General features: G+C 35.0%; 20 protein-coding genes, 2 pseudogenes and 1 riboswitch. Of the genes and pseudogenes, 9 read left to right on the top strand and 13 right to left on the bottom strand.

Annotation, left to right across the window (positions count from 1 at the left end):
• Nucleotides 1–566: 566 nt before the first annotated feature.
• Both CQZ94_RS16710 and CQZ94_RS16705 read left to right on the top strand, forming a co-directional pair.
• Nucleotides 567–2,093, top strand: coding sequence for an FAD-dependent oxidoreductase (locus tag CQZ94_RS16710; RefSeq protein ID WP_105586268.1), 1,527 nt, complete (start codon nucleotides 567–569; stop codon nucleotides 2,091–2,093).
• A 294-nt stretch (nucleotides 2,094–2,387) separates the two neighbouring features.
• Nucleotides 2,388–3,696 (top strand): annotated as a pseudogene (locus CQZ94_RS16705) (MFS transporter).
• Nucleotides 3,697–3,835: 139 nt separating this feature from the next.
• Here the strand turns inward: CQZ94_RS16705 and CQZ94_RS16695 are convergent.
• Both CQZ94_RS16695 and CQZ94_RS16690 read right to left on the bottom strand, forming a co-directional pair.
• A pseudogene (locus CQZ94_RS16695) lies at nucleotides 3,836–4,600 on the bottom strand (nucleotidyltransferase domain-containing protein); the annotation flags it as partial.
• A gap of 113 nt (nucleotides 4,601–4,713) precedes the next feature.
• Nucleotides 4,714–5,823, bottom strand: coding sequence for a PRK06851 family protein (locus CQZ94_RS16690; protein WP_105586267.1), 1,110 nt, complete (start codon nucleotides 5,821–5,823; stop codon nucleotides 4,714–4,716).
• A gap of 150 nt (nucleotides 5,824–5,973) precedes the next feature.
• A riboswitch (SAM riboswitch) is annotated at nucleotides 5,974–6,086 on the top strand.
• A gap of 86 nt (nucleotides 6,087–6,172) precedes the next feature.
• On the opposite strand from CQZ94_RS16690, the gene CQZ94_RS16685 reads away from it, so the two are divergent.
• Nucleotides 6,173–6,805: a cyclase family protein gene (locus tag CQZ94_RS16685; protein WP_105586266.1), complete on the top strand. Its 633-nt coding sequence runs from the start codon at nucleotides 6,173–6,175 to the stop codon at nucleotides 6,803–6,805.
• Nucleotides 6,806–6,841: 36 nt separating this feature from the next.
• On the opposite strand, the gene CQZ94_RS16680 is transcribed toward CQZ94_RS16685, so the two are convergent.
• The 7 genes from CQZ94_RS16680 to CQZ94_RS16650 form a co-directional block, all read right to left on the bottom strand.
• Entirely contained in the window at nucleotides 6,842–7,225 is a 384-nt protein-coding gene (locus CQZ94_RS16680; protein WP_105586265.1) for a hypothetical protein, read from the bottom strand.
• Nucleotides 7,226–7,453: 228 nt separating this feature from the next.
• Complete coding sequence (locus CQZ94_RS16675; RefSeq protein ID WP_105586264.1) at nucleotides 7,454–8,680, bottom strand: ATP-binding protein; 1,227 nt, start codon at nucleotides 8,678–8,680, stop codon at nucleotides 7,454–7,456.
• 144 nt (nucleotides 8,681–8,824) lie between these two features.
• Nucleotides 8,825–10,090, bottom strand: coding sequence for an S-adenosylmethionine decarboxylase related protein (locus CQZ94_RS16670; protein ID WP_105586263.1), 1,266 nt, complete (start codon nucleotides 10,088–10,090; stop codon nucleotides 8,825–8,827).
• Nucleotides 10,091–10,335: 245 nt separating this feature from the next.
• On the bottom strand, nucleotides 10,336–11,004 hold the full coding sequence (locus CQZ94_RS16665; protein WP_105586262.1) for an LSm family protein: 669 nt from the start codon (nucleotides 11,002–11,004) through the stop codon (nucleotides 10,336–10,338).
• A gap of 178 nt (nucleotides 11,005–11,182) precedes the next feature.
• Nucleotides 11,183–11,632: a spore coat protein gene (locus CQZ94_RS16660; RefSeq protein WP_105586261.1), complete on the bottom strand. Its 450-nt coding sequence runs from the start codon at nucleotides 11,630–11,632 to the stop codon at nucleotides 11,183–11,185.
• A gap of 21 nt (nucleotides 11,633–11,653) precedes the next feature.
• Nucleotides 11,654–12,163, bottom strand: coding sequence for a spore coat protein (locus CQZ94_RS16655; protein ID WP_105586260.1), 510 nt, complete (start codon nucleotides 12,161–12,163; stop codon nucleotides 11,654–11,656).
• Nucleotides 12,164–12,411: 248 nt separating this feature from the next.
• Complete coding sequence (locus CQZ94_RS16650; RefSeq protein WP_002010190.1) at nucleotides 12,412–12,651, bottom strand: helix-turn-helix domain-containing protein; 240 nt, start codon at nucleotides 12,649–12,651, stop codon at nucleotides 12,412–12,414.
• Between the two features lie 182 nt (nucleotides 12,652–12,833).
• On the opposite strand from CQZ94_RS16650, the gene CQZ94_RS16645 reads away from it, so the two are divergent.
• Entirely contained in the window at nucleotides 12,834–13,202 is a 369-nt protein-coding gene (locus CQZ94_RS16645) for a hypothetical protein (protein WP_105586259.1), read from the top strand.
• Nucleotides 13,203–13,433: 231 nt separating this feature from the next.
• Here the strand turns inward: CQZ94_RS16645 and CQZ94_RS16635 are convergent, their stop codons facing one another.
• A complete protein-coding gene (locus CQZ94_RS16635) occupies nucleotides 13,434–14,483 on the bottom strand; it encodes an NAD(P)/FAD-dependent oxidoreductase (protein ID WP_105586258.1) in 1,050 nt (349 codons plus the stop codon).
• Nucleotides 14,484–14,815: 332 nt separating this feature from the next.
• Here CQZ94_RS16635 and CQZ94_RS16625 point away from each other — a divergent pair, with 332 nt between their 5' ends.
• From CQZ94_RS16625 to CQZ94_RS16615, 3 genes are read left to right on the top strand one after another with little or no spacing between them, the layout of a single operon-like run.
• Entirely contained in the window at nucleotides 14,816–15,733 is a 918-nt protein-coding gene (locus tag CQZ94_RS16625) for an iron-hydroxamate ABC transporter substrate-binding protein (protein ID WP_105586256.1), read from the top strand.
• Between the two features lie 48 nt (nucleotides 15,734–15,781).
• Nucleotides 15,782–16,822, top strand: a complete 1,041-nt coding sequence (locus tag CQZ94_RS16620) for a FecCD family ABC transporter permease (protein WP_142395852.1) — start codon at nucleotides 15,782–15,784, stop codon at nucleotides 16,820–16,822.
• A complete protein-coding gene (locus CQZ94_RS16615) occupies nucleotides 16,819–17,826 on the top strand; it encodes a FecCD family ABC transporter permease (RefSeq protein ID WP_098361705.1) in 1,008 nt (335 codons plus the stop codon). The genes CQZ94_RS16620 and CQZ94_RS16615 overlap by 4 nt, the downstream gene beginning before the upstream one ends.
• A gap of 40 nt (nucleotides 17,827–17,866) precedes the next feature.
• Here the strand turns inward: CQZ94_RS16615 and CQZ94_RS16610 are convergent, their stop codons facing one another.
• From CQZ94_RS16610 to mtnK, 3 genes are read right to left on the bottom strand one after another with little or no spacing between them, the layout of a single operon-like run.
• Nucleotides 17,867–18,508, bottom strand: a complete 642-nt coding sequence (locus CQZ94_RS16610; RefSeq protein WP_105586254.1) for an L-fuculose-phosphate aldolase — start codon at nucleotides 18,506–18,508, stop codon at nucleotides 17,867–17,869.
• Between the two features lie 57 nt (nucleotides 18,509–18,565).
• Nucleotides 18,566–19,609 (bottom strand): S-methyl-5-thioribose-1-phosphate isomerase, encoded by a 1,044-nt coding sequence (gene mtnA / locus CQZ94_RS16605; protein WP_105586253.1) that lies wholly within the window; start codon nucleotides 19,607–19,609, stop codon nucleotides 18,566–18,568.
• Nucleotides 19,610–19,618: 9 nt separating this feature from the next.
• Nucleotides 19,619–20,848: an S-methyl-5-thioribose kinase gene (gene mtnK, locus CQZ94_RS16600; protein WP_105586252.1), complete on the bottom strand. Its 1,230-nt coding sequence runs from the start codon at nucleotides 20,846–20,848 to the stop codon at nucleotides 19,619–19,621.
• A gap of 589 nt (nucleotides 20,849–21,437) precedes the next feature.
• Between mtnK and ahpC the strand changes: the two genes are divergently transcribed.
• Nucleotides 21,438–22,001, top strand: a complete 564-nt coding sequence (gene ahpC / locus CQZ94_RS16595) for an alkyl hydroperoxide reductase subunit C (protein ID WP_105586251.1) — start codon at nucleotides 21,438–21,440, stop codon at nucleotides 21,999–22,001.
• Between the two features lie 14 nt (nucleotides 22,002–22,015).
• Nucleotides 22,016–23,542, top strand: coding sequence for an alkyl hydroperoxide reductase subunit F (gene ahpF / locus CQZ94_RS16590; protein WP_105586250.1), 1,527 nt, complete (start codon nucleotides 22,016–22,018; stop codon nucleotides 23,540–23,542).
• Nucleotides 23,543–23,602: the final 60 nt, after the last annotated feature.

Genomic DNA, 23,602 nt, shown 5'->3' with positions numbered 1-23,602 from the left:
TTATGCCGCGCCCTACGCGACTTGCATATATCAATTCTTGCTTCCAGATTGATTTTACTAGGTGATCCAAAAAAGCATTTATAATAAGGAAAATATACTCACTCTATCGTCACTTATTTCTCGCTTTTATTATCAATGAAAAACATTTCTCTTTTTACTCTCTATCAACCTTTCCACATGATGAATCATAACAATAGAATTTCTATATTGTCAACAACTTTTATGACCTAGTAATAAAAGTTGGTTATATTTTTATAATTATACTTTATTCCACTAAAGAAAAAGTATAGATTTCACAAGGTTTTACCGCTATACATACACATCCACTTAAACTCCATAGACTCTACCTTATTCAAGAACTCTCTATGTAATCCACAAATGGAATCACTTAAATTTAGCTTTATATAAATCCTACTTCCTCATACTGCCCTAATAAAATAATTATATTAAAATAATTTTATATTTCTTTTAATTAAAATAGGATGCTACTAAAACAACATACATGAATTCCATATAATATGGAAATATTAAAAGGAAAATTGTTCTAAATTCAGGAGGTTTCCAAAATGACAGATGACACATTTCCGCAGTTACCATCATCCTATTGGATTGAATCTACTCAATTGCCTACTTTTCCTCATTTATCCGAAAATATAAAGACAGAAGTTGCTGTTATCGGTGCTGGTATTACAGGCATTACTACCGCCTATTTACTCGCTAAAGAAGGAATGAAAGTCGTTTTAATTGATTCTGGTTCTGTTTTAAATGGGACAACTGGGCATACAACCGCAAAAGTAACAGCTCAACATGATCTTATTTATGATGAATTAATAAACAATTTTGGCGTTGAAAAAGCTCAACTTTACTACGAATCAAATAGTAAAGCTCTACAATTCATAAACGAGACTGTGCAAACATATAAAATCGACTGTAATTTCACAAATGAAGATTCGTATTTATATACAACTACCCATAATGGCCTGCGAAATTTAACGAAAGAATATGAAGCCTATCAAAAATTAAATATTCCTTGTGACTATGTTCAATCCCTGTCGATTCCTATTCCCGTACAATCTGCACTTGTGATGAAAAATCAAGCGCAATTCCATCCCCTCCTTTATTTAAAAACACTTTTAGAAAAGTTTGTGGAAATGGGCGGAAAAGTTTATGAGCAAACAACAGCTATTGATGTGGAAAAAGGAGATTATCCACAAGTAATTACAAAGGGTGACCATCGCATCACTTGTAAATATATTGTCTCTTGTTCACATTTTCCTTTTTATGATGCTAATAGCTTTTTCTTTACGCGAATGTACGCAGAACGCTCCTATGCTCTTGCAATAAAAGCAAAAACAGATTATCCAGGGGGCATGTATTTAAGTATCGATGATCCAAAACGCTCCATACGTTATACGACAAACAATGGAGAAAAGCTGATATTGATTGGCGGAGAGAGCCATAAAACAGGCCAAGGAATTAATACGATGCTTCATTATGATGCACTATATTCCTTTGCTGAATCTACTTTTGGAGTAGATGAAATTCCTTATAGATGGTCTGCACAAGACTTAATTACTTTAGATAAACTTCCTTATATCGGGCATATTAACGAAAACAATCCTAATATATTTATTGCAACAGGATATCGTAAATGGGGTATGACAACTGGAACTGCTGCAGCTCATTTACTGAAGGACTCCATTCTAAAAATCCAAAGTCCATATAAAGAACTGTTTGCACCATCACGTTTTCATGCAAACCCGGATATAAAAACATTTCTCTCACAAAACATTGACGTTGCGAAACATTTAATTGAGGGGAAAATTGAAGTTGCTTTACGTAAGCCAGAGGATCTTGAAACTGGCGAAGGATCTGTTGTACATGTAAATGGAAAACGAGCAGGTGCTTATAAAGATAAAGAAGGAAAATTACATATCGTCGATACGACTTGTACACACCTCGGCTGTGAAGTTGAATGGAACAACGGTGATTGTACTTGGGATTGTCCTTGCCACGGTTCTCGTTTTTCAATTGATGGGGATGTTATGGAAGGCCCAGCAGATCAACCATTAAAACGAGTTGATAACGAGTAAAAAAATAAAGAAGTTCAACGGGAATCCTGTTGAACTTCTTTATTTTCTATGACACCTTTTCAGATAAATTTCGACACAAGAAGGAAAAAATTAACATTAAGTAAAATAATATATTCATCTACAAATAAAGTAAAACTTTAATCAGAGGAGGTTTTGTCCATCCCCTCTGATTATTAGCCCGCACCAATCGGGCTTTTACGGGCAGTTAATCTCCCACCTAACTTCCTCCCATGTGCCTAATTTGAGGTGGGAGTCTTACTGCCCGCAAATAGCGGAATAAAAGGGGTGAATACTATGCAACCTTCTGCTCCACCTCATCTAGAATCTACAAAAACTACCTTTCCAAGCTCTATTACAAAACTTGTTGTTTTTATTTGTTGGCTAGCTATTCTAGCTGACGGATATGATTTAGGTATCTACGGTGCCGTCCTGCCAATGCTCCTAGAGGACAACAGCTGGGCACTATCACCAGCTCAAGCTGGAACAATTGCCAGCTATGCTTTATTTGGGATGTTTATTGGTGCTATTCTAGTTGGAACCATTACAGATTTAATTGGACGAAAATGGACACTCATATGCTGTTTAGCCCTTTTTTCTATCACAATGGGCTTAGCTGCAATTGCTCCTTCTCCGGAATTATTCGGGCTATCTCGATTTATCGGAGGAATCGGATTAGGCGGTGTTATCCCAACAGCTTCGGCACTTACTGTTGAATATTCACCTCCAAAGCGGCAATCTTTTATTTATGCACTTATGTTTACTGGCTATCCTTTAGGTATCGTGTTAGGCGCTATTTTGTCCATGTTTATGTTAGAAGATTTCGGATGGAGAATTATGTTTGGCATCGGAATGATTCCGCTATTTCTCATTCCTTTCATTGTTCGTTATTTACCTGAGTCCATTCAATTTTTGTTATCACGTAATCGGCAAGAAGAAGCGAAACAAATTCTTGATCGTTTTCAAATTGAATTACATGCAAAAAAAGAAATTCCTCAAACATCATCTAATACACAAAAGAAAAAAGGATTTCTTACATTATTCTCAAAAGAATACATGAAAGCAACTCTACTTTTCTGGACCACTTATATAATGGGAATGTTTTTAATATACGGTTTAAATACTTGGTTACCCCAGATGATGCGCCAAGCAGGATATCCACTTGGATCTAGTTTATCGTTTCTACTTATGCTAAACATTACTGCAGCTATCGGTGCTATATTTGCTGGAGCAATTGCGGATCGTATAGGAGCAAAAATTGTTATTAGCATCTCCTATCTTATGGCAGCCATATGTATCGGACTATTAACAATCAAACCCTCCATTACAATCATTTATCTTTGAATTGGTCTTGCTGGAATTGGATCAGTCGGTATTACCCAAATATTAAATGCATATGTAACACAATACTTCCCATCCCATATCCGAGCTACCTCTTTAGGCTGGGGGCTGGGGGCTTGGGCTTGGGCGAATTGGTGCAATCGCTGGTCCGATTCTTGTCGGTATTATTATGACAATGCAATATGACTTAGCATGGAATTTTTACTTATTCTCTTTTGCGGGCCTTATCGCAGCTATATCTGTTTTCTTTATTCCTACAAAATAAAGTGAAACTTTAATCAGTGGGGGTTTTGTTCATCCCCCACTGATTATTAGCCTTCACCAATCGGGCGTTTACGGGCAGCAGGGCTCCCACATAACTTCTTTGCTCTAGCCGAATTTTGAGGTGGAGTCTTACTGCCCACAAAAAGCGTGAACAACATGTTTCTAAATAATGTATTCAAACTCTCAATATCAATCCCTAATCCCTTTTCAATCCCTTTTACGTATTGCTGGTAGTAATCAATTTTCTCTTCTAAAAATTGATTTAACACATTAATTTTTAGACCAATATCCAATTCAGTACCTGATTTTTTCTTTATTAACAACTTTTCAATTTCATTCAATACACTAGGCTCTACTGATAGTTCCGTAATTAACCGGTCAAACTCTACTGGGGGCAATGTCCCTTTCTCTTCTAACCATTTACAAGCTAAAATCGGACGTAATACATAGAAGTACTTTTTCAACTTTACATTTTCACCTTGTAAAAATTCACGATAGTTTTTTGAAGCCATATGTAAGTAATGGTATATTGTTGATTTCGGATCAAAACCCTTTTCACTCATTTGCTGAAGTTGTTCTGGAAGGCTAGAGTTTTTCGAATAAAAAATTGGTGATCGAATCCATTCGAGTAACGCTGGATTTGACTTTGCAAATAGTTGCAATGCCTTTTTAATATCCCAGCCACTTATATCTAAATCATCACTAATTGGATACTCGATTACATCACGTTTATCATGAATTGATAAATACCATTCTACAGGACGTATATAAACAAACCTAACATCATAATCACTATCTTTCGATGGAAATCCCCACGCCCTGCTCCCTGATTCTACAGCAAATAAAATTTTCACATCATTCTCTTTTTCAATTCTTTCTAGTTCCAACTCAATTTTCCCTCTCATTTCATACCCTCCCCATTTTTTGATCATTTCCCTGGAAATTCGACAAATATAAGACTAATTTTACTACATACTAAAATAGCTGTCAGAAAATTCCCGACAGCCTAACAAAACACCTATTTTTTCTTTTCAATTACAGTAACTGCAATTCGTTCAATCTCCTTTTGAATTTCTTCTTTATATGCATCGACTTTTGAAAAATCCATAGCGGCAATATAAATTCGTTCTAATTTATCGCGAACTGATTTTGCCTTTGCTAAGAAAGACATCGCCTCATTCATTTTTGTTTTATACTGAATTGAAACGTCGCGAATTTCCGTAGCATACTTCTCATCTGTCCCTGGTGCAACAATGAGATCATACATATCGATAATCTCATCCCCCTCACGGCTTGGGAAGTATTCATGCGGTGCTGTACTATCAAAAATTGCAAATCCTAATTCCCTTACAATAATCATATCGAGACTATTTGGATCAAATCCACAATGATACACTTCTACTTCAAACCCTTTTTCTTCTGCTGCCTTAGCTAATTTTTTGAGCATCGTTGATTTTCCAGAGCCTGGGCGTCCCTTTATAAAATAACGATGTGGTAACCCTTCTGTTAAATTAGGAACAAAATCAACTGCTCCTTTCGGTGTAGCAGCCCCTAAAAAACGGTGTTTCACGATTGATTTCTTCCCGCCTTTATCTGCAAATAGTTTCTGTATAAGCTGATCTGTTAATTCGTTTGCTTTATTAAAATCAATGTTATTAATATATATTTTCTCCCACTCATCATGTATAACTAGAGCCTCTTTAAAACACCCGTAAGCTGCTTGAAAGGCTTTACTCGCTTCTGAAACAAATCGTTCAATCTCTAATTTTTGCTTTCTTAATTTATCTGAGTCCCAAGCAACGCCTAAATTTATATACTCTTCTACAACTCCAGGCATTTTCGGCTCAATAACGTGTGGCGATGTTCCATCGACAATTCCTACATTTAGCTTCGGAATAATTACACCGTCAACTGACTTATTGTCAGAAGAACAATGTAAAAATTCAATATCATATCCTTTTCCAGTCCATTCACGCCCAATTGCTTTTATTAAAGAAGACTTCCCTGTTCCTGGACCGCCTTTTAAAATAAATAGCCTATCTAGCCCTTTTAAGCTCTCTTCATACAAGCTATAAAATCCTCTAGCTGTATTTCCACCAGCAAAATAGTTCAATACATTCCCTGTCACTGCACCCACCCCTTCGCAGCATTCTACTTACATAAGCTACAATATGCGAGAACCTTTATTTGGGTGAACACCTATTTTGTATTGCACTAAAAAAGGAAATGAATTACAATTTAAATATACCGAAAATTCTAAACATTAAAACTAAATAGACCTTTATCAAGAGAGGCAGAGGGACCGGCCCTTTGAAGCCCAGCAACCTCAGTTTATAAGAACTGAATAGGTGCTAATTCCTACAAAATGCTTTGCATTTTGGAAGATAAATTTAACTACTGCATGTAAAGCTCATCTTTCTTGATTATGAAAGATGAGCTTTTTATTATTTGAAATACATATATTGGAGGTATTTAAAATGAAAGTAATTGACCTATCACAAACATTTGAAAACAATATGTCTCAATTTCCTGGGACACCAGAAATCCAACTAGAAGCAATTACAAGTGTTGAAGAGACAGGATATCAAGTTACAGATTTTCATTCTGTCGTTCATGTTGGCACGCATTGCGATGCTCCTGCACATTTTATTTCTGGTGCAACAACAATTGATCAATTACCCCTTGATCAATTTGTAGGTCAAGCTGTTCTTATCGATGTAACTCATGTTCAAGAGCGAAAGTTACCTAAGGAAGTATTAAATACTACCGACATAAAAGAAGGAGATATTGTTATTTTCCATTCCAATTTATCTAATAAATGGAACACAGAAGCTTATGCGAAAGAAGCATTTTATCTTTCCGAAGAATTAGCTGAAGAACTAGTTAAATTAAAAATAAAATCTGTCGGTTTAGATTTCATTTCTCCCGATGAGGTAACTACAGAAACCTCGCCTATTCATCACATATTACTAGGGAATAACATTTATTTAATTGAAAATCTAACAAATCTAGATGCCATTAAAACGAAGCGTTTCTTTTTCTCAGCAGCACCTTTAAAAATTAAAAATAGTGATGGTGCTTTTGCAAGAGCATTTGCCGTTATTTTTTAAAATAAGAACTACTTAAGAACACAAAAAAAGCAAAGATCATTTTTGACCTTTGCTTTTATATTTTTTATTTAAGTTAAGAAAGAATTGTTCCACCCTCGGACGTACCCAAGCTAAATAATCTTTATCTTTTTTCTTTGTACAAGCTATCTCTTCTCCATCTACCATTCCGACAAGTTCTAGCTCTAACAGCTGCCTCGTGAATGCTAGCATATTTACTTCTTCTGCTGGATACTCTTCTTTTAATTTCTCCTCAATTTCTCCCAATAAAAAACCGTCACGCATCATTGCTAGTGCATCAATCCAAAGTGGCGGCATTTCATATGTCTCTCCTGTAATCGTATCTTTTACAATATAATTCTTTTGCTCTTTTCGAAATTGAATCGTGTGTAAACATACAGTTGAATTTAATGTCAATTCCATCATACCACCCCTTTCATCATATCTGCATAGAAAAAAGGATGCGCGTGCACCCCTGCTTTTCTTTTCATAACACTACCGAACCGTTACACGAGCTAAAAGCTGCATGTCGATATTTTCCTCCATTATAAACGAAGTGTTTTATAAAAAAAACCCTTCTTTAAACATTTTATAAAATGTTTATATTTACACAACAAGAACACTTTTCTGAAAATAGTTTCTTCTAATGTACTACACTGTTGGTAAATAAATTTCCACTTTCGTTCCTACGTCCATACTACTTTGAATCGCGATACTCCCTTGATGTTCCTCAATAATTTTATATGTAATCATTAGCCCAAGGCCTGTACCATTCTCCTTTGTTGTATAAAACGCCTTTCCGATTTTCTCTATTTTCTCATTCTCTATACCAAATCCTTGATCCTCGACAGAAATACACAAATGTCCCTCAGTTTTTTCATATGCACGGATATGGATGTCTCCACCTTCTGGCATTGATTCTATTCCGTTTTTAATAATATTTAATAAAACTTGTTTTAATTGTTTATCATCACCGTTTATAACTGGTAAATTTTCATCTACTTGCAAATGAAATTTCACTCCATATTTTGTTGCATAACTTTCCATTAGCTGTACAACATATAAAAGAATTTCCCGTATATTACACCATTTATAATTTGTTGGTTTCGGTTTTCCTAATAACATCAATTCACTAGCAAATCCGTTAATCCTTTCAATTTCTTGTAACATAATGTCGTAGCTCATCGTATCAGCAGGGTTTCTTTCTTTTTGCATTTGCGTAAACCCTTTCAAAGCCGTTAATGGATTTCGAATTTCATGCGCAATTGTTGTAGACATTGTCCCAATTACAGCTAAATTTTCTGTCTCTTTCATATTGTTCATCATCTCAACAACCGTTCTTACATAAGACTGAAATCGTTTTAACAAAGAATGTGAAATAATGAAATAGAATACACATAAAACAAGTGGAATCACAACTTTTAGATCTTTTAATATCAACGTAAAAAATACATATTTTCCAATGACACTAAAGGAAACTAAATAAAAATATTTTCTGTTCACGAAAACCGGTGCAAATAAAACTAATAATATTTCTACCATACTACCATGTTCAAAAGCCCTATCCGTTCGCAAATAAATCATTAAATTATTAATAAGGTTGATAAACATGTACCCAAATAAAAATAAATATTTTACAAAATATACATAGCCTCTTTTTTGAAGATATATCGAAATAGGAAATAATGATATTACAAATATGTATACACCTATCCCAAGACTACCTTCTGGCCACCCTATCGCTGTCCCATTAATATTCATAGCGGGATACATAAAATAATATATAGCGTCATATAAAAAGAATATAATATAGAATAATAATATAAATACTTTTAAAGCTTCTCTTTCTTCATAAATCAAGCTCTTGTATTTGTTCATATAAAAACTCCTCTTGATCAATCCCCAAAAAACATTTCAAATGTTATCTCTTTAAATTATAAATATGAAATTGCTTTCAGGGCAATATGTAACCTTCTAATACTAAAAGGAAGGAGATACAGCTCCTTCCTTTTCAGTCACAATTTATAACCACCTTACCCTATCATGTAGCAATCCATCTGTAAAATTATTATGCCCTATTACAAAATCCTTCATATATAAATTTAAATATTCCCCATACTTACTTTCAGTATTTAATAATAATTCTTCTACATAATAAGCACCTTGTCCAAAGGTATCTAAAAGTAAACTACACAAGCCCGTATAAATCCCACATCCTACTTGGAAGTAAGTTGCATTTGTTTTATACTTTTGAAAAACTTGGCTACTATTCATTACATTATACATGTATGTCTCGCTATTTTCATATACGAGTAACACACCAACTAAGTCCTCTCCCGTAATCTCTTCTTCTGCGGGATTAAATACTTTACGATTCCAATTCCATAAATCTTCTACTTTATCTAAGTTCTGTCTAATTAAATTTGTTGTATATTCATTAATCCGATAAAGAAAACCAACTTCCATATTAAAAGTTTTCCCTAAAATTAAGACTTCCTCATGCGGCATTAAGCAACCATAAAATTCTTTTGCTCCTAACTTCACTTTATACTCTGAAGCATATACATCCTCATAAAAATAAAGAGGACGATGATGGCTCATATACATCGGATAACTCCATATCGCTTCATCTAGAAATCGTTCTACTGCCCATGAAGCGTAAAGTGTATGAGGCTTTATGAGTGCTGTATCATTCAAAAACGACGTATCATGTTCTACAATATAGCATGCTCGTGGCTTTTCATTTGGCCGTTCTTTCATGAGTTCAACAACCATCCATTGAACAACCCCCGGATTCATACCTGAACCTATAATCGCTTTTGTATTTGTAAATTTTTCTTTCTCCTTCTCAAATCTCGTATATCTTTCCGTAAGCTGAAAGCCGAGTAAACTATCGTCCTGATCTACTGCCTCATTTTCCAAAGCTGAATTAATATAAAAAATTCCAAGTTCATTACAACAGCTCAGTACCCTGATCGTATCTGCACCAGAGACATCAATAACAACACTTGTTCTTTTTTCTTTTAAATGTTGTTTAAATTTCACTACATCTTGAAGGTCTATTTCATATAAAAACAATTTCTCCTTTAAATTCGGAAACAGCTCATCATAATAAGTCCTATATTTTTGTTTTATATCAACCAAATGAAATTTAACATTCTTTATCGCTTCATAAATTGGATCTTTTTCATTTGCTATCGCTTGATTTACAATTGCTAAAACTGCCTTTGCTGCTCCACCAGCACTACCAAGTAATGTAATCGATAACGAATTTGGAAACTGCTCCACAAACAAAACCCCTTTAATAGATTAGTTGAGCAGTACTTCCTCAAAAAATGAATTGAATACAACAAAAGATGGCTCGTACATATTTTTTATAATTTCGTACAAGATTACCTCTTCATAAGTAAAAAAACAGTGACATACTTATATATTCAATTCATTTTCCCCCTCATATCCAAATAGCGATAAACAAATAGGCTCGACCTTTTCTTCCGTATATATAAAAGAAAAAGCCAGCCCTTTAAACTAGCTTACGGACAATGGACAGATTTTACATGTTGAATATTCACGTACATTTTTGCGTCACGTGCTTTTAATATTTCAATATGCCCTTCATCAATTTCCATCATTTTTCCAATTTTATTAGATTCCTCACCTAAATCAAACACCATAATTCTCCCAGCCATTTTAATAAGCTGTTCTTCAAACGTTCTAGCTAAAGTAATATTTAATGGATTTACGGGGAGTTCATTTTTATTGAGGGAATAAGGTACTTGGTTCTCTTTATAAGGAATTAACCATTTCAAATGCTTTAAAGATATATATACCGTTTTATAAACTGGGCTATAAAAAACAATATAATCGTTCATTACACTTGTAACATAACCATGTATTGGAGCATTTCCCGCTACATAAACTTCTGTAAAAATCCCTTTAGAAGTGCTTAATACTTTTCTCAAAGAAATTGAAGGTGATTCCCTCTTAATTACAGAATCAACATCTGGTTTTGATATTTCTTCATCATATGGTCTTAAAAATTTATAATATTGGATATGGTATAAAGATATATATACATAGTCTTGTCCATTGTAGAGAACAACAATATCATTTCCTACATCAATTAATACACCTTTAAATCTTTTTTCACCGATTAATTTAACGTATATATTTTCTCCAATATTTTTGTTTAACTCATTCATCTATATCCTCCTTTCTATGAAATTACAATTTTCCTGTCTTTTATTCTAAAAATAATCAGGGGCAATGTTCTGTCCTTTAATAGTAAGAAATTCTTTTTCATATACCGCACAATAATTACAGCGAAATATGAAAGCATTCTTCACTCTCAGTCATAGTGCCCCTCTTATTTATCAAACATTATTCTTCTTCATTCTTTTTGTCTTTAACTACTTGACTCACATTTTTAATATGAAAATTCAGGACATAAATTACTTCCTCACGGTTCACTAAAGTCACATATTCTTCATTTACGTCACTTAATAAACCGTCAATACTCTCAGGTCCGCCCCTATTAATCTTTACCCACTTATATTTCAAACTAGATAATATATCTTGAAATGTAGTAGCATCAAAGTATGGTTGTGCACTAAAGTAAGGATTTAATTTGATCTCCTTCGCCTTCTTAACTACGCTTTTCACATGACTTCTCTGGTAATAAATAACTTCTCCTGTATTTCCTTGTAATACAAGATGTTCATCTTCAGCTGATAGTAGTACCCCTATCCGACTTTCTGGACCACCAAGATTTATTTTTACATTTTGGTCCACCAAACTTTTAATCTCGTTACTAGGTAGTCTATTTTCCAATTTTACTCCTCCTTCCCCCTATTATCTGCTACGATTTGATTGTCTTTGTGCACGTGCTCTATATGACTGATTACTTGTACCATTACTTTCTTCTTCTTCCTCTTTGGACACTTGTAAACCGTAGTTCACACTTTTAATATGAAAATGTGCAATCTTTATAACTTCTTCTTTCACAATTAATGTGACGTATTCAGAAGAAACATCCTGTAAAATCCCTTCAATCTTTTCTGGACCACCTCTGTTGATTTTAACCCAGCGATATTGTAAGTTTTGCAGTAGGCTTTGAAAGTCCTCCCCGTCTAAGAACACAGGTAGCTCTCCAACATCTTCAGCGACATCTTTCGTATTTTTTGTAATGCTTTTTAAATGTTGGAACTGATAATAATAAAATGTGCCCTTTTCACTTAATAGCACGAAATAATCACTATACACTGCAACTACTGTACCTTTTTGCGATTCTGGTCCACCTCGATTCACTCTAACACTCTCTCCAACCAATCTGTTTAATAAATCACTACTAATTATACTCACGAGAAAACCCCTTCCATTAATTTATAAGCTTTTGCACTGATAGTATATGTATCTGTACAGGTTATGTTCGCTATGTTTGTCCCCGCTATGAAAAAATATGCTTTTAACTAATAGTACTAATTCCTATAAAATCTTCTTTCACTTAAAGTAAATCTAGGATTTTGGATGACTTTTTCATCCCTTAATATAAAAAGCCCCCGTATTAAGATACATTTCTGCATATCTTAATACGGGGGCTTTTTATAAATTTAATCTTCGTCTTTAACATCCATATCTTCTGGAATTGGTTCGTTTAATATTTCTTCCACTAACTGCTTATATTTCTCCATTTGTTCTAAATGTGTATTAAACTGTTCCTTGTTTATTAAATATTGCTCTCCATCAAACAGTGCACGAACTTTCTTTTGCTGAATTAAGTCTTCAACATACGATTTTGGTAATTTCAAATACTCCGCAGCCTCTTCTATCGTTATATACAATGTGTTCATTCCTTTATTGTTTTTTCATATATATACTGTATCTTACTTTATTTTGTAAACAAATAAAAAAGATTTTGTAAATGCGAATCAAAAAGCAGGTAGATGCATTCCATATATTGTATAATAGTATAGTAAGTATTTTTTTAAAATATAGAATGGTATTACCCATTTACACAAAGGAGAGTTAACATATGGCTACTCGTCACATCATTACAATGTTAGAAAAAACATTACGAGTTGAAACAGAAAACACAATTTCTCATCTATCTAAGTCTTTATCCGATCGTATTCTTTCACAAAGTGCAGCAGTACATGAAAGCAATTGCTACCATACGATTGGTGAATGGTACAAAAATCATTTCTTGTTCCAACAAGACGATTTCCTTTGGGCTAAATACGTTTTCTATGACGCATATTGTGAGGCTATAAAAAAACAAGGTCATCTTACAAAACGCGTTCGCCAAATATTAGAATCATTAGCTCGACAACATGGAAAACAATATATTGTTTCTATACAAAATATTCCATTCCCTAATGAACAGGCAAAAGGGACCGCATAATTTAATAATGATCAGCACAAACCAACTATAGATTCATTGTTTCCTAAAAAGATTTACAAATAAAATGTTCAAGTCTTTGTATTCCCTTTTTATAGAAATACATTTGTATGACATGAACTAATGAAACCGGTGTCATAATAATGATTGAAAATATAGTAAACAGGAAAACCCCCATTTACACCTCTCTTCCATAGAAATAGAGATGTAAATGGGGGTATACTTGTTTCTTTATTAATTCATCATCTGCTTTATCAATTCTCGATTTCTCTTCTTAAATACTTCATTATGCGAAGAAACCATTCCGTACTCACTTGCATCTGGTTGAATAAATTGTTTTGCTTTATTCACAGCATTTCCAGCATCTTGGAACGCTCCTGCGATTAAATGTAATTTTCCGTCATGCTTTAAAATATCTCCAGCGGCATATAATCCGTCTACCGAGGACTCACTATTTGCATTTCCTGCAATATAATAATTATCAACAATAGCGACATCTAGCTCACTATTTTCCAATAATGTAATGTCACGTTCATATCCATGATTAATAATAACTTCTTCAACAGATAAATGAGAAACCTCTCCAGTTTCATGATTTGTTAATTCTACATGTTCAATCGCTTCATGGTTATCACCGGCAATTAATTTTGTAATCGATGTATTAAAGAAACATTCTGCTGAACTGTTCATAAGTTGTTTTACTTGTGCTTCATGACCAGATAATTCTTCTTTTCTATATGTTAAATAAACTTTTTTCGCGATTGGTTCTAATTCGTTCGCCCAATCAATTGCCGAGTTCCCTCCGCCTGAAATAATTACCGTTTTATCTTTGAAACGTTTTAACGATTTAACTGTATAATTTAAATTTGAGACTTCGAATCTCTCCGCACCTTCAATTGATAACTTTTGTGGATTCAATATACCACTCCCAGTTGCGACTATCACTGTTTTTGAAAAATGTTCTTCCCCAGAGCTTGTTTTCAACGTAAAAATGCCATCCTGATTACGAATAATCGATTCTATTTTTGTATTCAATACAACTTCAGGCTGAAATGTTAATCCTTGTTGTACAAGTTGCTCAATTAATTTCTCACCAGTAACTGGTAATAATCCACCAATATCCCAAATCATTTTCTCCGGATAAACATGTATTTTACCACCTAACTGTGGTTGAAATTCTATTATTTTCGTTTTCATCTCTCTTAGTCCACTATAAAAAGCTGAATAAAGCCCCGCAGGTCCTCCGCCTATCACGGTTACATCAAACAATTCTTCTTGATTCATTCATGCTCACTCCTCAGCTACTAATCATTGATTATCATTCTCAATAAAATATAACCTGTTTCCGCAAAATTTACAATCAAAATTACTATTGACAATACACGTATATAAAATTATATTATTTAAAGAATCAGTAGTGATAATAATTATCAATTTGTTAATTATTATCAACTGTGAGATTACATCTTCTTCTATTACTATGGTGAATACTATATGGTAAAATCTCAAGTTCAAGATTGTTAATAAGATTTTTTGTGTTACCACTAACTTTTCAAAAGATCAAAGCTAAACAATTTATTGTGCATCACATATCATCTATCAAAAGGAGAAAGACGATGAAAAAATTATTCATTTCACTAACAGTTCTGTTCGTCCTTGTTATGAGTGCTTGTAGCAACGGTTCAACAGACAAGAAGAACGACGCAAAAGGTAAGAAATCAGAAACAATTACATACCAATCTGAAAATGGTAAAGTAGAAGTTCCAGCAAATCCACAACGTGTTGTTGTCCTATCATCATTCGCTGGTAACGTAATGTCATTAGGTGTAAACCTTGTTGGTGTAGATTCATGGTCTAAACAAAACCCGCGCTTTGATAGCAAACTAAAAGGCGTTGCTGAAGTATCAGATGAGAATGTTGAAAAGATAGCAGAATTAAATCCAGACTTAATCATTGGTTTATCAAATATTAAAAATGTCGATAAGTTAAAGAAAATCGCTCCTACTGTAACATACACTTACGGAAAAGTTGATTACTTAACACAACACTTAGAAATCGGTAAATTATTAAATAAAGAAAAAGAAGCAAAAACTTGGGTTGATGATTTCAAGAAACGTGCACAAACAGCTGGAAAAGAAATTAAAGCAAAAATCGGTGAAGATGCAACAGTTTCTGTTGTTGAAAACTTCAATAAACAGCTTTACGTATACGGCGAAAACTGGGGCCGTGGAACAGAAATTCTTTACCAAGAAATGAAATTAAAAATGCCTGAAAAAGTAAAAGAAAAAGCATTAAAAGAAGGTTACTACGCATTATCAACTGAGGTATTACCTGAGTTTGCTGGTGATTACTTAATCGTAAGTAAAAATAAAGATACTGATAACTCATTCCAAGAGACAGAATCATATAAAAACATTCCAGCAGTAAAAAATAATCGTGTATATGAAGCAAACATGATGGAATTCTATTTCAATGACCCACTTACATTAGATTTCCAACTAGACTTCTTCAAGAAAAGCTTTCTTGGTCAATAATACAAACATGAGGAATTCTTAAATTAAGAATTCCTCTTCCTTTATTCTATGAAAAGAAAAGATGTGAAACGAATGACAAAAGATCACGACAATCCACGTTCCATGGCTTTTACATACAAACTAATTTTGAGCATAATTGCATTCTTTCTTATTTTTATGGTGGCAATGGTATTCGGTGCTGCAGATACTTCTATAAAAGATGTATGGTTAGCACTCACTTCCTCTGCTAAAGGAGATAAGCTATCTATCCTTCGTGAAATACGTTTACCACGTGAAGTTGCTGCTATTTTTGTAGGCGCTGGACTCGCTGTTTCTGGTGCAATTATGCAAGGATTAACACGAAACCCTCTTGCTGATCCTGGATTACTCGGCCTAACTGGTGGTGCAAACGCAGCGCTTGCACTGACACTTGCTTTCAATCCTTCCATAAGCTACCTTTACTTAACGCTAGCTTGCTTTATCGGTGCTGCCATTGGTGCTATTATGGTATTTGGAATTGGTATGGTAAAAAAGGGAGGACTTTCTCCTCTTCGAATTGTATTAGCTGGTGCTGCTGTTTCAGCGTTCTTACTCGCAATTTCAGAAGGTATTGGTATTTACTTTAAAATTTCACAAGATGTATCAATGTGGACTGCTGGGGGCGTAATTGGAACGACTTGGAGCCAATTGAAAATTATTATTCCGGTTATTTCAATAAGTATATTTATCGCTATTTTACTCGCAAAGAAATTGACAGTCCTTAGTTTCAGTGAAGAAGTTGCCATTGGACTCGGTCAAAAAATTATCGTCATTAAAACGATTTTATTTATCATTATTATCTTGCTTGCTGGTGCTTCCGTAGCACTTGTCGGGAATATGGCATTTATCGGCTTAATGATACCTCATATGGTTCGTCCAATCGTTGGGCCAGACTATCGTTTTGTCATACCGATGTCAGCAATCGCTGGTGCGTCCTTTATGCTACTCGCAGATACAATTGGGCGTACAATTAACGCTCCGTACGAAACGCCAGTTGCTGCAATTGTCGCTATTGTAGGGTTACCAGTCTTCCTATTTATCGTTCGTAAAGGAGGAAGAACTTTCTCATGATGCAATCTATTCTAAGAAAACAACGTATTATCATACTCGCTTTACTTATATTGACCATTACAACCATTGTAGTTGGAATGGGGCTCGGTTCAGCATCTTTATCTTATGATCGATTACTCCCAACACTAATGGGACAAGGTACATTTAAAGAGGAGTTTGTTTTATATTCTTTACGACTACCTAGAATTGTCATTACATTATTAGCTGGTATGGCGCTCGCTTTATCTGGTGCTATCCTGCAAGGTATTACACGTAACGATTTAGCTGAACCTGGTATTCTTGGAATCAACGCTGGAGCTGGTGTTGCAGTTTCCATTTTCTTTTTATATTTTCCAATTGACGTAGGTTCGTTTCTTTACTTACTACCAGTCGTTGGGTTTATCGGTGCTTTCCTTACTGCTGTTCTAATTTACGTATTTTCATATAGTAAATCAACAGGACTTCAGCCAATACGATTAACATTAACCGGTATCGGATTTTCATTTGCACTATCTGGAGCAATGATTGTTCTTATTTCATCAGCAGATCGTATGAAAGTGGACTTTATTGCAAAATGGATAGCCGGAAACATTTGGGGAGATGACTGGATCTTCGTTTACGCAATGCTTCCATGGTTAATCGTATTAATCCCATTTGTTTTCTATAAAGCAAATCGATTAAACATTCTAGCATTAAACGAACCGGTCGCAATTGGTGTCGGCATTGAAATTGAAAAAGAACGAAGATACTTATTAATTGCAGCCGTTGCGCTTGCAGCTGCAGCGGTTTCCGTAACAGGAGGAATTAGCTTTATCGGGCTGATGGCTCCTCACATCGCAAAATCTTTAGTCGGACCAAGACATCAAATATTCATGCCAATCGCCGTTTTAATAGGCGGATGGCTATTACTACTAGCAGACACAATTGGACGAAACATCGTCGAACCTAGCGGTATTCCAGCCGGTATTGTCGTTGCTTTAATTGGTGCACCTTACTTTATGTATTTGTTGCTTAAGAAAGCGTAAAGAACCCCCCCTCAAGATTTTTTCTTGAGGGGGGTTCTTTTTACTGTTGCCCATACCCTTCAAACTTCTTCGCCAAATTCTCCATCTCGTCTTCTGGCAGTAGCTTCGGTTCGCCGACGCTTTTCGTTTGATAATAAATTTGAGCACAAAACTCAATTTCTTCTGCAATAGTAAACGCCATTTTTATATTATTTGCACCAGCCATTAAACCATGATTCGCAAGTAACACAGCACGTCGATCAATCATGCCTTCAAAAGCAGCATCTGCTAATTGCCTCGTACCAAATGTTTCATACGGCGCACAGCGTACGTTCGGGCCTGCAAAAGCAATTAAATATGAAACAGCAGGAAGCTCCCATCCTAATGATGCAATCGTCTTCGCATAAGGAGAGTGTGTATGCACAAGCGCATTTATATCTTCACGATTTCTATAATAGATAAGATGCATATCTAATTCACTTGATGGTTTTCTCTCTCCCTCTACCACTTCACCATCTAAATTCAATATAACTACATCCTCGGGCGTTGTTTCATAATAATCTAAACCACTTGGGCTAATTGCAACTAGGCCTTGTTCACGATTGAAAATACTAATATTTCCCCCGGTCCCCTTCGTTAAACCACTAGAGATCATTTTCTTTCCATACGCTACAATTTCTTCTCTTTCTTTTTGTAATAACATATATATCCCCCTAAGTATGAAGCTTATGATGACTGAAATTTTATATCTATCTACTTACTAAAATAGCTTTTTTAAATTCTCCGTAAACGGTGCTTTTACAATCCCTTTTTCCGTAATAATCGCTGTTATATTTTCATGTGGCGTAACATCAAATGCCGGATTATATACTTTACTTCCTTTCGGAGCTGAATATTGTCCGAAACGATTAATCACTTCAGAAGCATCTCTTTCTTCGATTGGAATTTCTTTTCCTGTCGGTGTTTTTAAGTCAATTGTCGGTGTTGGTGCTGCTACATAAAACGGAATGTTATAATATTTAGCCAAAATTGAAACACCTAATGTTCCAATTTTATTTGCTACATCACCATTTGCCGCTACACGATCACATCCAACGATTACTGCATCTATTTTCCCTTGTGACATGACCATCGCTGCCATATTATCGGTAATGACTGTTACATCAATTCCCGCTCGCTGCAGTTCTAATGCTGTTAACGTTGAACCTTGTAATCTAGGGCGTGTTTCATCAGAATAGATTTTAAGGTCCCATCCTTTTTCTTTCGCTAAGTACATTGGAGCTGTCGCAGTACCGTACTTAGTCGTTGCTAACGCACCTGCATTACAATGCGTTAATACTCCCATGCCGTCTTGGAATAAAGTTAATGCATACTCTCCAATTTTACGATTAATATCTTCATCTTCTCTATGAATCTTTTTTGCTTCTTCTAATAATCTATCTTTCAACCGTGCGATTGATAAGTGAACATTATCTATCGCTACACTTTCCATTCTTTCAAGCGCCCAAAATAAATTTACTGCCGTCGGTCTTGATGTTGCTAAATATGCACATACCTTTTTTACTTCTTCAATAAATCCTTCTACCGTACTCTCAGTAAATTCCTTTACCCCTAAATACACACCATACGCTGCTGAAACCCCAATCGCTGGTGCACCTCGTACTTTCATTACTTGGATTGCATCCCACACACTTTCAGCTGTTTTAAAAGATTCATAGACAACTTCATTCGGTAATAACGTTTGATCTAATAAAACTAAAGCATCATTTTCCCACTGAATTGGTATTAATTGCTCTTCCATCATCTTCTCCCCTTACTTCGCACTATGCATGGACTGTTTTTTTAACGTTTCTACAAAACTCGTACCTGTTTTATATTGATTTGCTCGTAAAATAAACTTCTTCGCTACTTGAAGACAAATTCGCTCCGCTCTAGCACGTACTTCATCATTCCCAATACAAGTAATATCCTTTACCTTTGCTAGACCAACAATACGACGAATTAACTCAAGACCCGTCACTGCAGCTGTATCTTCTAATACAGATTGTAAATAAACATGGTTAAAGCCTTCTTCCTTCGCCATAATCTCTGTCACATGAATATCCCAAGCATCTAAAAACTTCTTCTTAAATAAATCAATTACATCTACCATTGTAGATTGTAACCAATCCATATATGTATCTTTCTCAGCTCCAGGCGGCATAGTCTCATCTGCATTCACCCAAGCAAATATTAAATTCGCCATTACATTCCCAACGTCATATCCCATAGGTCCGTAAAAGGCAAACTCAGGATCAATAACCTTTGTAGAATCACTTTTTACAAAAACAGAGCCAGTATGTAAATCACCATGAAGTAAAGCCTGTGCATTCGTCATAAACGCAAATTTAAGCTTTGCTACTTCCATACGAAGTTCCTTATCGCTATATATATGCTCTCTAATCCAACCTTCATTTAATTGAAACAATTCGTTGCGTTTATTATGATTTGTGAATGGCTCAGAATATACGAGGTCCTCTGTAATTTCGCATAACTCAGGATTTATATAATTTTTCACGAGTTCCTTCTTCTCTTTATGATTCATTACAACATCTGATGTTAATAGAAGAGTATTTACCATAAAGGTAGTTAAATCGTCAGCAAGCCTTGGAAATATTTGATGATTTATGAGTGCTGTACGTAATATTGTGTGATCTGATAAGTCTTCCATTACGCAACAATTCATTACACTATCAAATAAATACACCTTTGGAACAAGTCCTGATGCTAACTCCTCCTCTAACTGCAAAACATCAGATTCAATACGAATACGATTCGTCGACAACTTAAACTCATCTGAAATACGTGCTGTATCCCCAGCCTGCTTCACGATAATGGAATTATTACTCTCCTCATCCCAAACACGAAACACATAATTTAAATTTCCATCTCCTATTTCTTTACATTGTAACCCCTTTGTATCCTCAAACTTAGATAATTTCTCTTTCACATATGCAATCACATCTTTAGCTTCCATTAAAAAATACTTCGTGAACTTAGACATGGTTTCCCCTCCACACTAAATGTAAACGTTTTCTAAAAGCCATAAAAAATAATAGACTGAAATTTTTTCAATCTATACTATATCTTTTTTATTGCAATACATATCTCGTTTTTATTATATCTTTTTAGAAATAAGCGTCAATGTTTCTATTTCTCATTGCAATATACTTCTTATTATATATATTTAAGATGACAATAATTGTTCAAAAAGATTCCGATACATTTTGTTGTATTTATTGCACAATTCTTTGTACAATAAAGTAAGAAGTTACTTTTCAAATCCACAACTTCTAAGAAAGATTTCCTTCCTAAGAATTTATACTTACACCATATCTCTAATATAAACACTAACCTTTCAACCACTCATTTAAAATTTATAAACTTAAAATTACCTTTCCAGTCCCTAGTAGCTTTAATTGAGAATAAATATTAATTAAATTGGAATAAAGTTAGTTTATTCTCTTGACAAAATAACCACTTCTATATGATAATTAATATCGAATTAGAATTATTATAGTTAATTAAAAAATATATTTTATGAGCAAACTAATTTCCGATGCTCAAAACCAACCTTTAGGAGGAATTTTAATATGTTATTAATCGGCACAGAAGTAAAACCGTTTAAAGCTAATGCTTACCATAATGGAGAATTTGTCCAAGTTACTGACGAAAGTTTAAAAGGAAAATGGAGCGTAGTTTGTTTCTACCCAGCAGACTTCACATTCGTTTGTCCAACTGAACTTGAAGACTTACAAAACCAATATGCAACTCTAAAAGACTTAGGCGTTGAAGTATACTCTGTATCTACAGACACTCACTTCACTCACAAAGCATGGCATGATAGCTCAGAAACTATCGGCAAAATCGAATACATTATGATTGGTGACCCAACTCGCACAATCACTACAAACTTCAACGTTTTAATGGAAGAAGAAGGTCTTGCTGCTCGTGGTACATTCATCATCGATCCAGACGGCGTTATCCAATCTATGGAAATCAATGCTGACGGTATTGGCCGTGACGCAAGCATTCTTGTTAACAAAATTAAAGCAGCTCAATACGTACGTAACAACCCAGGTGAAGTTTGCCCAGCTAAATGGCAAGAGGGTTCTGCAACACTTAAACCAAGCCTTGACCTTGTAGGCAAAATCTAAGGAGTTCGATCAAAATGATACTAGATGCAGATATAAAAACACAACTATCCCAATACCTTCAGTTAATGGAGAACGATATTTTACTTAAAGTTAGCGCAGGAGACGATAACGTATCTAAAGATATGTTATCTCTAGTAGATGAATTAGCTACTATGTCATCTAAGATTACAGTAGAAAAAGTTGAACTAGAGAGAACACCAAGCTTTAGCGTAAATCGCCCTGGCGAAGACACTGGTGTCGTATTCGCTGGTATTCCATTAGGACACGAATTTACTTCATTAGTGTTAGCTTTACTACAAGTTAGTGGACGTGCTCCAAAAGTTGAACAAAAACTAATCGATCAAATCAAAAACATTCAAGGCGAATATCATTTTGAATCTTATATCAGCCTAAGTTGTCATAACTGTCCTGATGTTGTACAAGCTCTTAACGTAATGAGCGTTCTTAACTCTGGTATTACACATACTATGATTGATGGCGCTGCGTTCAAAGAGGAAGTAGAAAGCAAAGACATTATGGCAGTACCAACTGTTTACCTAAACGGCGAATCTTTCGGAAGCGGTCGTATGACACTTGAAGAAATTTTAGCTAAAATGGGTAACGGTCCAGATGCATCAGAGCTTTCTGATAAAGATCCATACGATGTTCTTGTTGTTGGTGGCGGCCCAGCTGGTGCAAGTGCAGCAATTTATGCAGCACGTAAAGGCATCCGCACTGGTATCGTTGCTGAGCGCTTCGGTGGTCAAGTAATGGATACTATGGGTATTGAGAACTTCATCAGCGTAAAACGCACTGAAGGTCCTAAGCTAGTAGTAAGCCTTGAAGAGCACGTAAAAGAATACGACATCGATGTAATGAATCTACAACGTGCGAAACGTTTAGAGAAAAAAGAACTTATTGAAGTGGAACTTGAAAACGGCGCTATTCTGAAAAGTAAGAGCGTAATCGTTTCAACAGGTGCTCGCTGGCGTAATGTTGGCGTACCAGGTGAAGCTGAGTTCAAAAACAAAGGTGTAGCATACTGCCCACACTGTGACGGCCCATTATTCATCGGAAAAGATGTAGCGGTTATCGGCGGAGGTAACTCTGGTATTGAAGCAGCTATTGACTTAGCAGGTATTGTTAAGCACGTAACTGTTCTTGAATTCATGCCAGAATTAAAAGCTGATGCTGTATTACAAGAGCGTCTTAACAGCTTACCAAACGTAACTGTTCTGAAAAACGTTCAAACGAAAGAAATCACTGGTACTGACAAAGTAAACGGTATTTCTTACATCGATCGTGAAACTGAAGAAGTTCATCACGTTGAATTACAAGGTGTATTCGTTCAAATCGGTCTTGTGCCAAACACAGACTGGTTAGGCGAAACTGTTGAACGCGCTCGCGGTGAAATCGTAACAGATAAGCACGGCGCTACAAACGTACCAGGAGTGTTTGCTGCAGGTGACTGTACAAATAATCCGTACAAACAAATCATCATCTCTATGGGTTCAGGAGCGAATGCAGCTTTAGGTGCATTTGATTACTTAATCCGTAACTAATAAAACAGATTTGAAGAAGCATAGCTATCATTTCGGTAGCTATGCTTCTTTTTTTTATAA

This window comes from Bacillus sp. MYb209, assembly GCF_002975175.1.
Lineage (GTDB): Bacteria > Bacillota > Bacilli > Bacillales > Bacillaceae_G > Bacillus_A.
Note: the sequence above shows the minus strand (reverse complement) of the source record. Positions and strands in the feature narration are given on the sequence as shown.

What these genes read in the sequence shown, in the direction of transcription:
- CQZ94_RS16615 (WP_098361705.1), top strand. Translation starts at nt 16,819, where the DNA reads ATGATGCAATCTATTCTAAGAAAACAACGTATTATCATACTCGCTTTA.
- CQZ94_RS16650 (WP_002010190.1), bottom strand. Translation starts at nt 12,651, where the DNA reads ATGAACACATTGTATATAACGATAGAAGAGGCTGCGGAGTATTTGAAA.
- CQZ94_RS16685 (WP_105586266.1), top strand. Translation starts at nt 6,173, where the DNA reads ATGAAAGTAATTGACCTATCACAAACATTTGAAAACAATATGTCTCAA.
- CQZ94_RS16675 (WP_105586264.1), bottom strand. Translation starts at nt 8,680, where the DNA reads ATGAACAAATACAAGAGCTTGATTTATGAAGAAAGAGAAGCTTTAAAA.
- CQZ94_RS16610 (WP_105586254.1), bottom strand. Translation starts at nt 18,508, where the DNA reads ATGTTATTACAAAAAGAAAGAGAAGAAATTGTAGCGTATGGAAAGAAA.
- CQZ94_RS16620 (WP_142395852.1), top strand. Translation starts at nt 15,782, where the DNA reads ATGAAAAGAAAAGATGTGAAACGAATGACAAAAGATCACGACAATCCA.
- CQZ94_RS16665 (WP_105586262.1), bottom strand. Translation starts at nt 11,004, where the DNA reads ATGAATGAGTTAAACAAAAATATTGGAGAAAATATATACGTTAAATTA.
- CQZ94_RS16680 (WP_105586265.1), bottom strand. Translation starts at nt 7,225, where the DNA reads ATGGAATTGACATTAAATTCAACTGTATGTTTACACACGATTCAATTT.
- CQZ94_RS16710 (WP_105586268.1), top strand. Translation starts at nt 567, where the DNA reads ATGACAGATGACACATTTCCGCAGTTACCATCATCCTATTGGATTGAA.
- ahpC (WP_105586251.1), top strand. Translation starts at nt 21,438, where the DNA reads ATGTTATTAATCGGCACAGAAGTAAAACCGTTTAAAGCTAATGCTTAC.
- mtnK (WP_105586252.1), bottom strand. Translation starts at nt 20,848, where the DNA reads ATGTCTAAGTTCACGAAGTATTTTTTAATGGAAGCTAAAGATGTGATT.
- mtnA (WP_105586253.1), bottom strand. Translation starts at nt 19,609, where the DNA reads ATGATGGAAGAGCAATTAATACCAATTCAGTGGGAAAATGATGCTTTA.
- CQZ94_RS16625 (WP_105586256.1), top strand. Translation starts at nt 14,816, where the DNA reads ATGAAAAAATTATTCATTTCACTAACAGTTCTGTTCGTCCTTGTTATG.
- CQZ94_RS16635 (WP_105586258.1), bottom strand. Translation starts at nt 14,483, where the DNA reads ATGAATCAAGAAGAATTGTTTGATGTAACCGTGATAGGCGGAGGACCT.
- ahpF (WP_105586250.1), top strand. Translation starts at nt 22,016, where the DNA reads ATGATACTAGATGCAGATATAAAAACACAACTATCCCAATACCTTCAG.
- CQZ94_RS16645 (WP_105586259.1), top strand. Translation starts at nt 12,834, where the DNA reads ATGGCTACTCGTCACATCATTACAATGTTAGAAAAAACATTACGAGTT.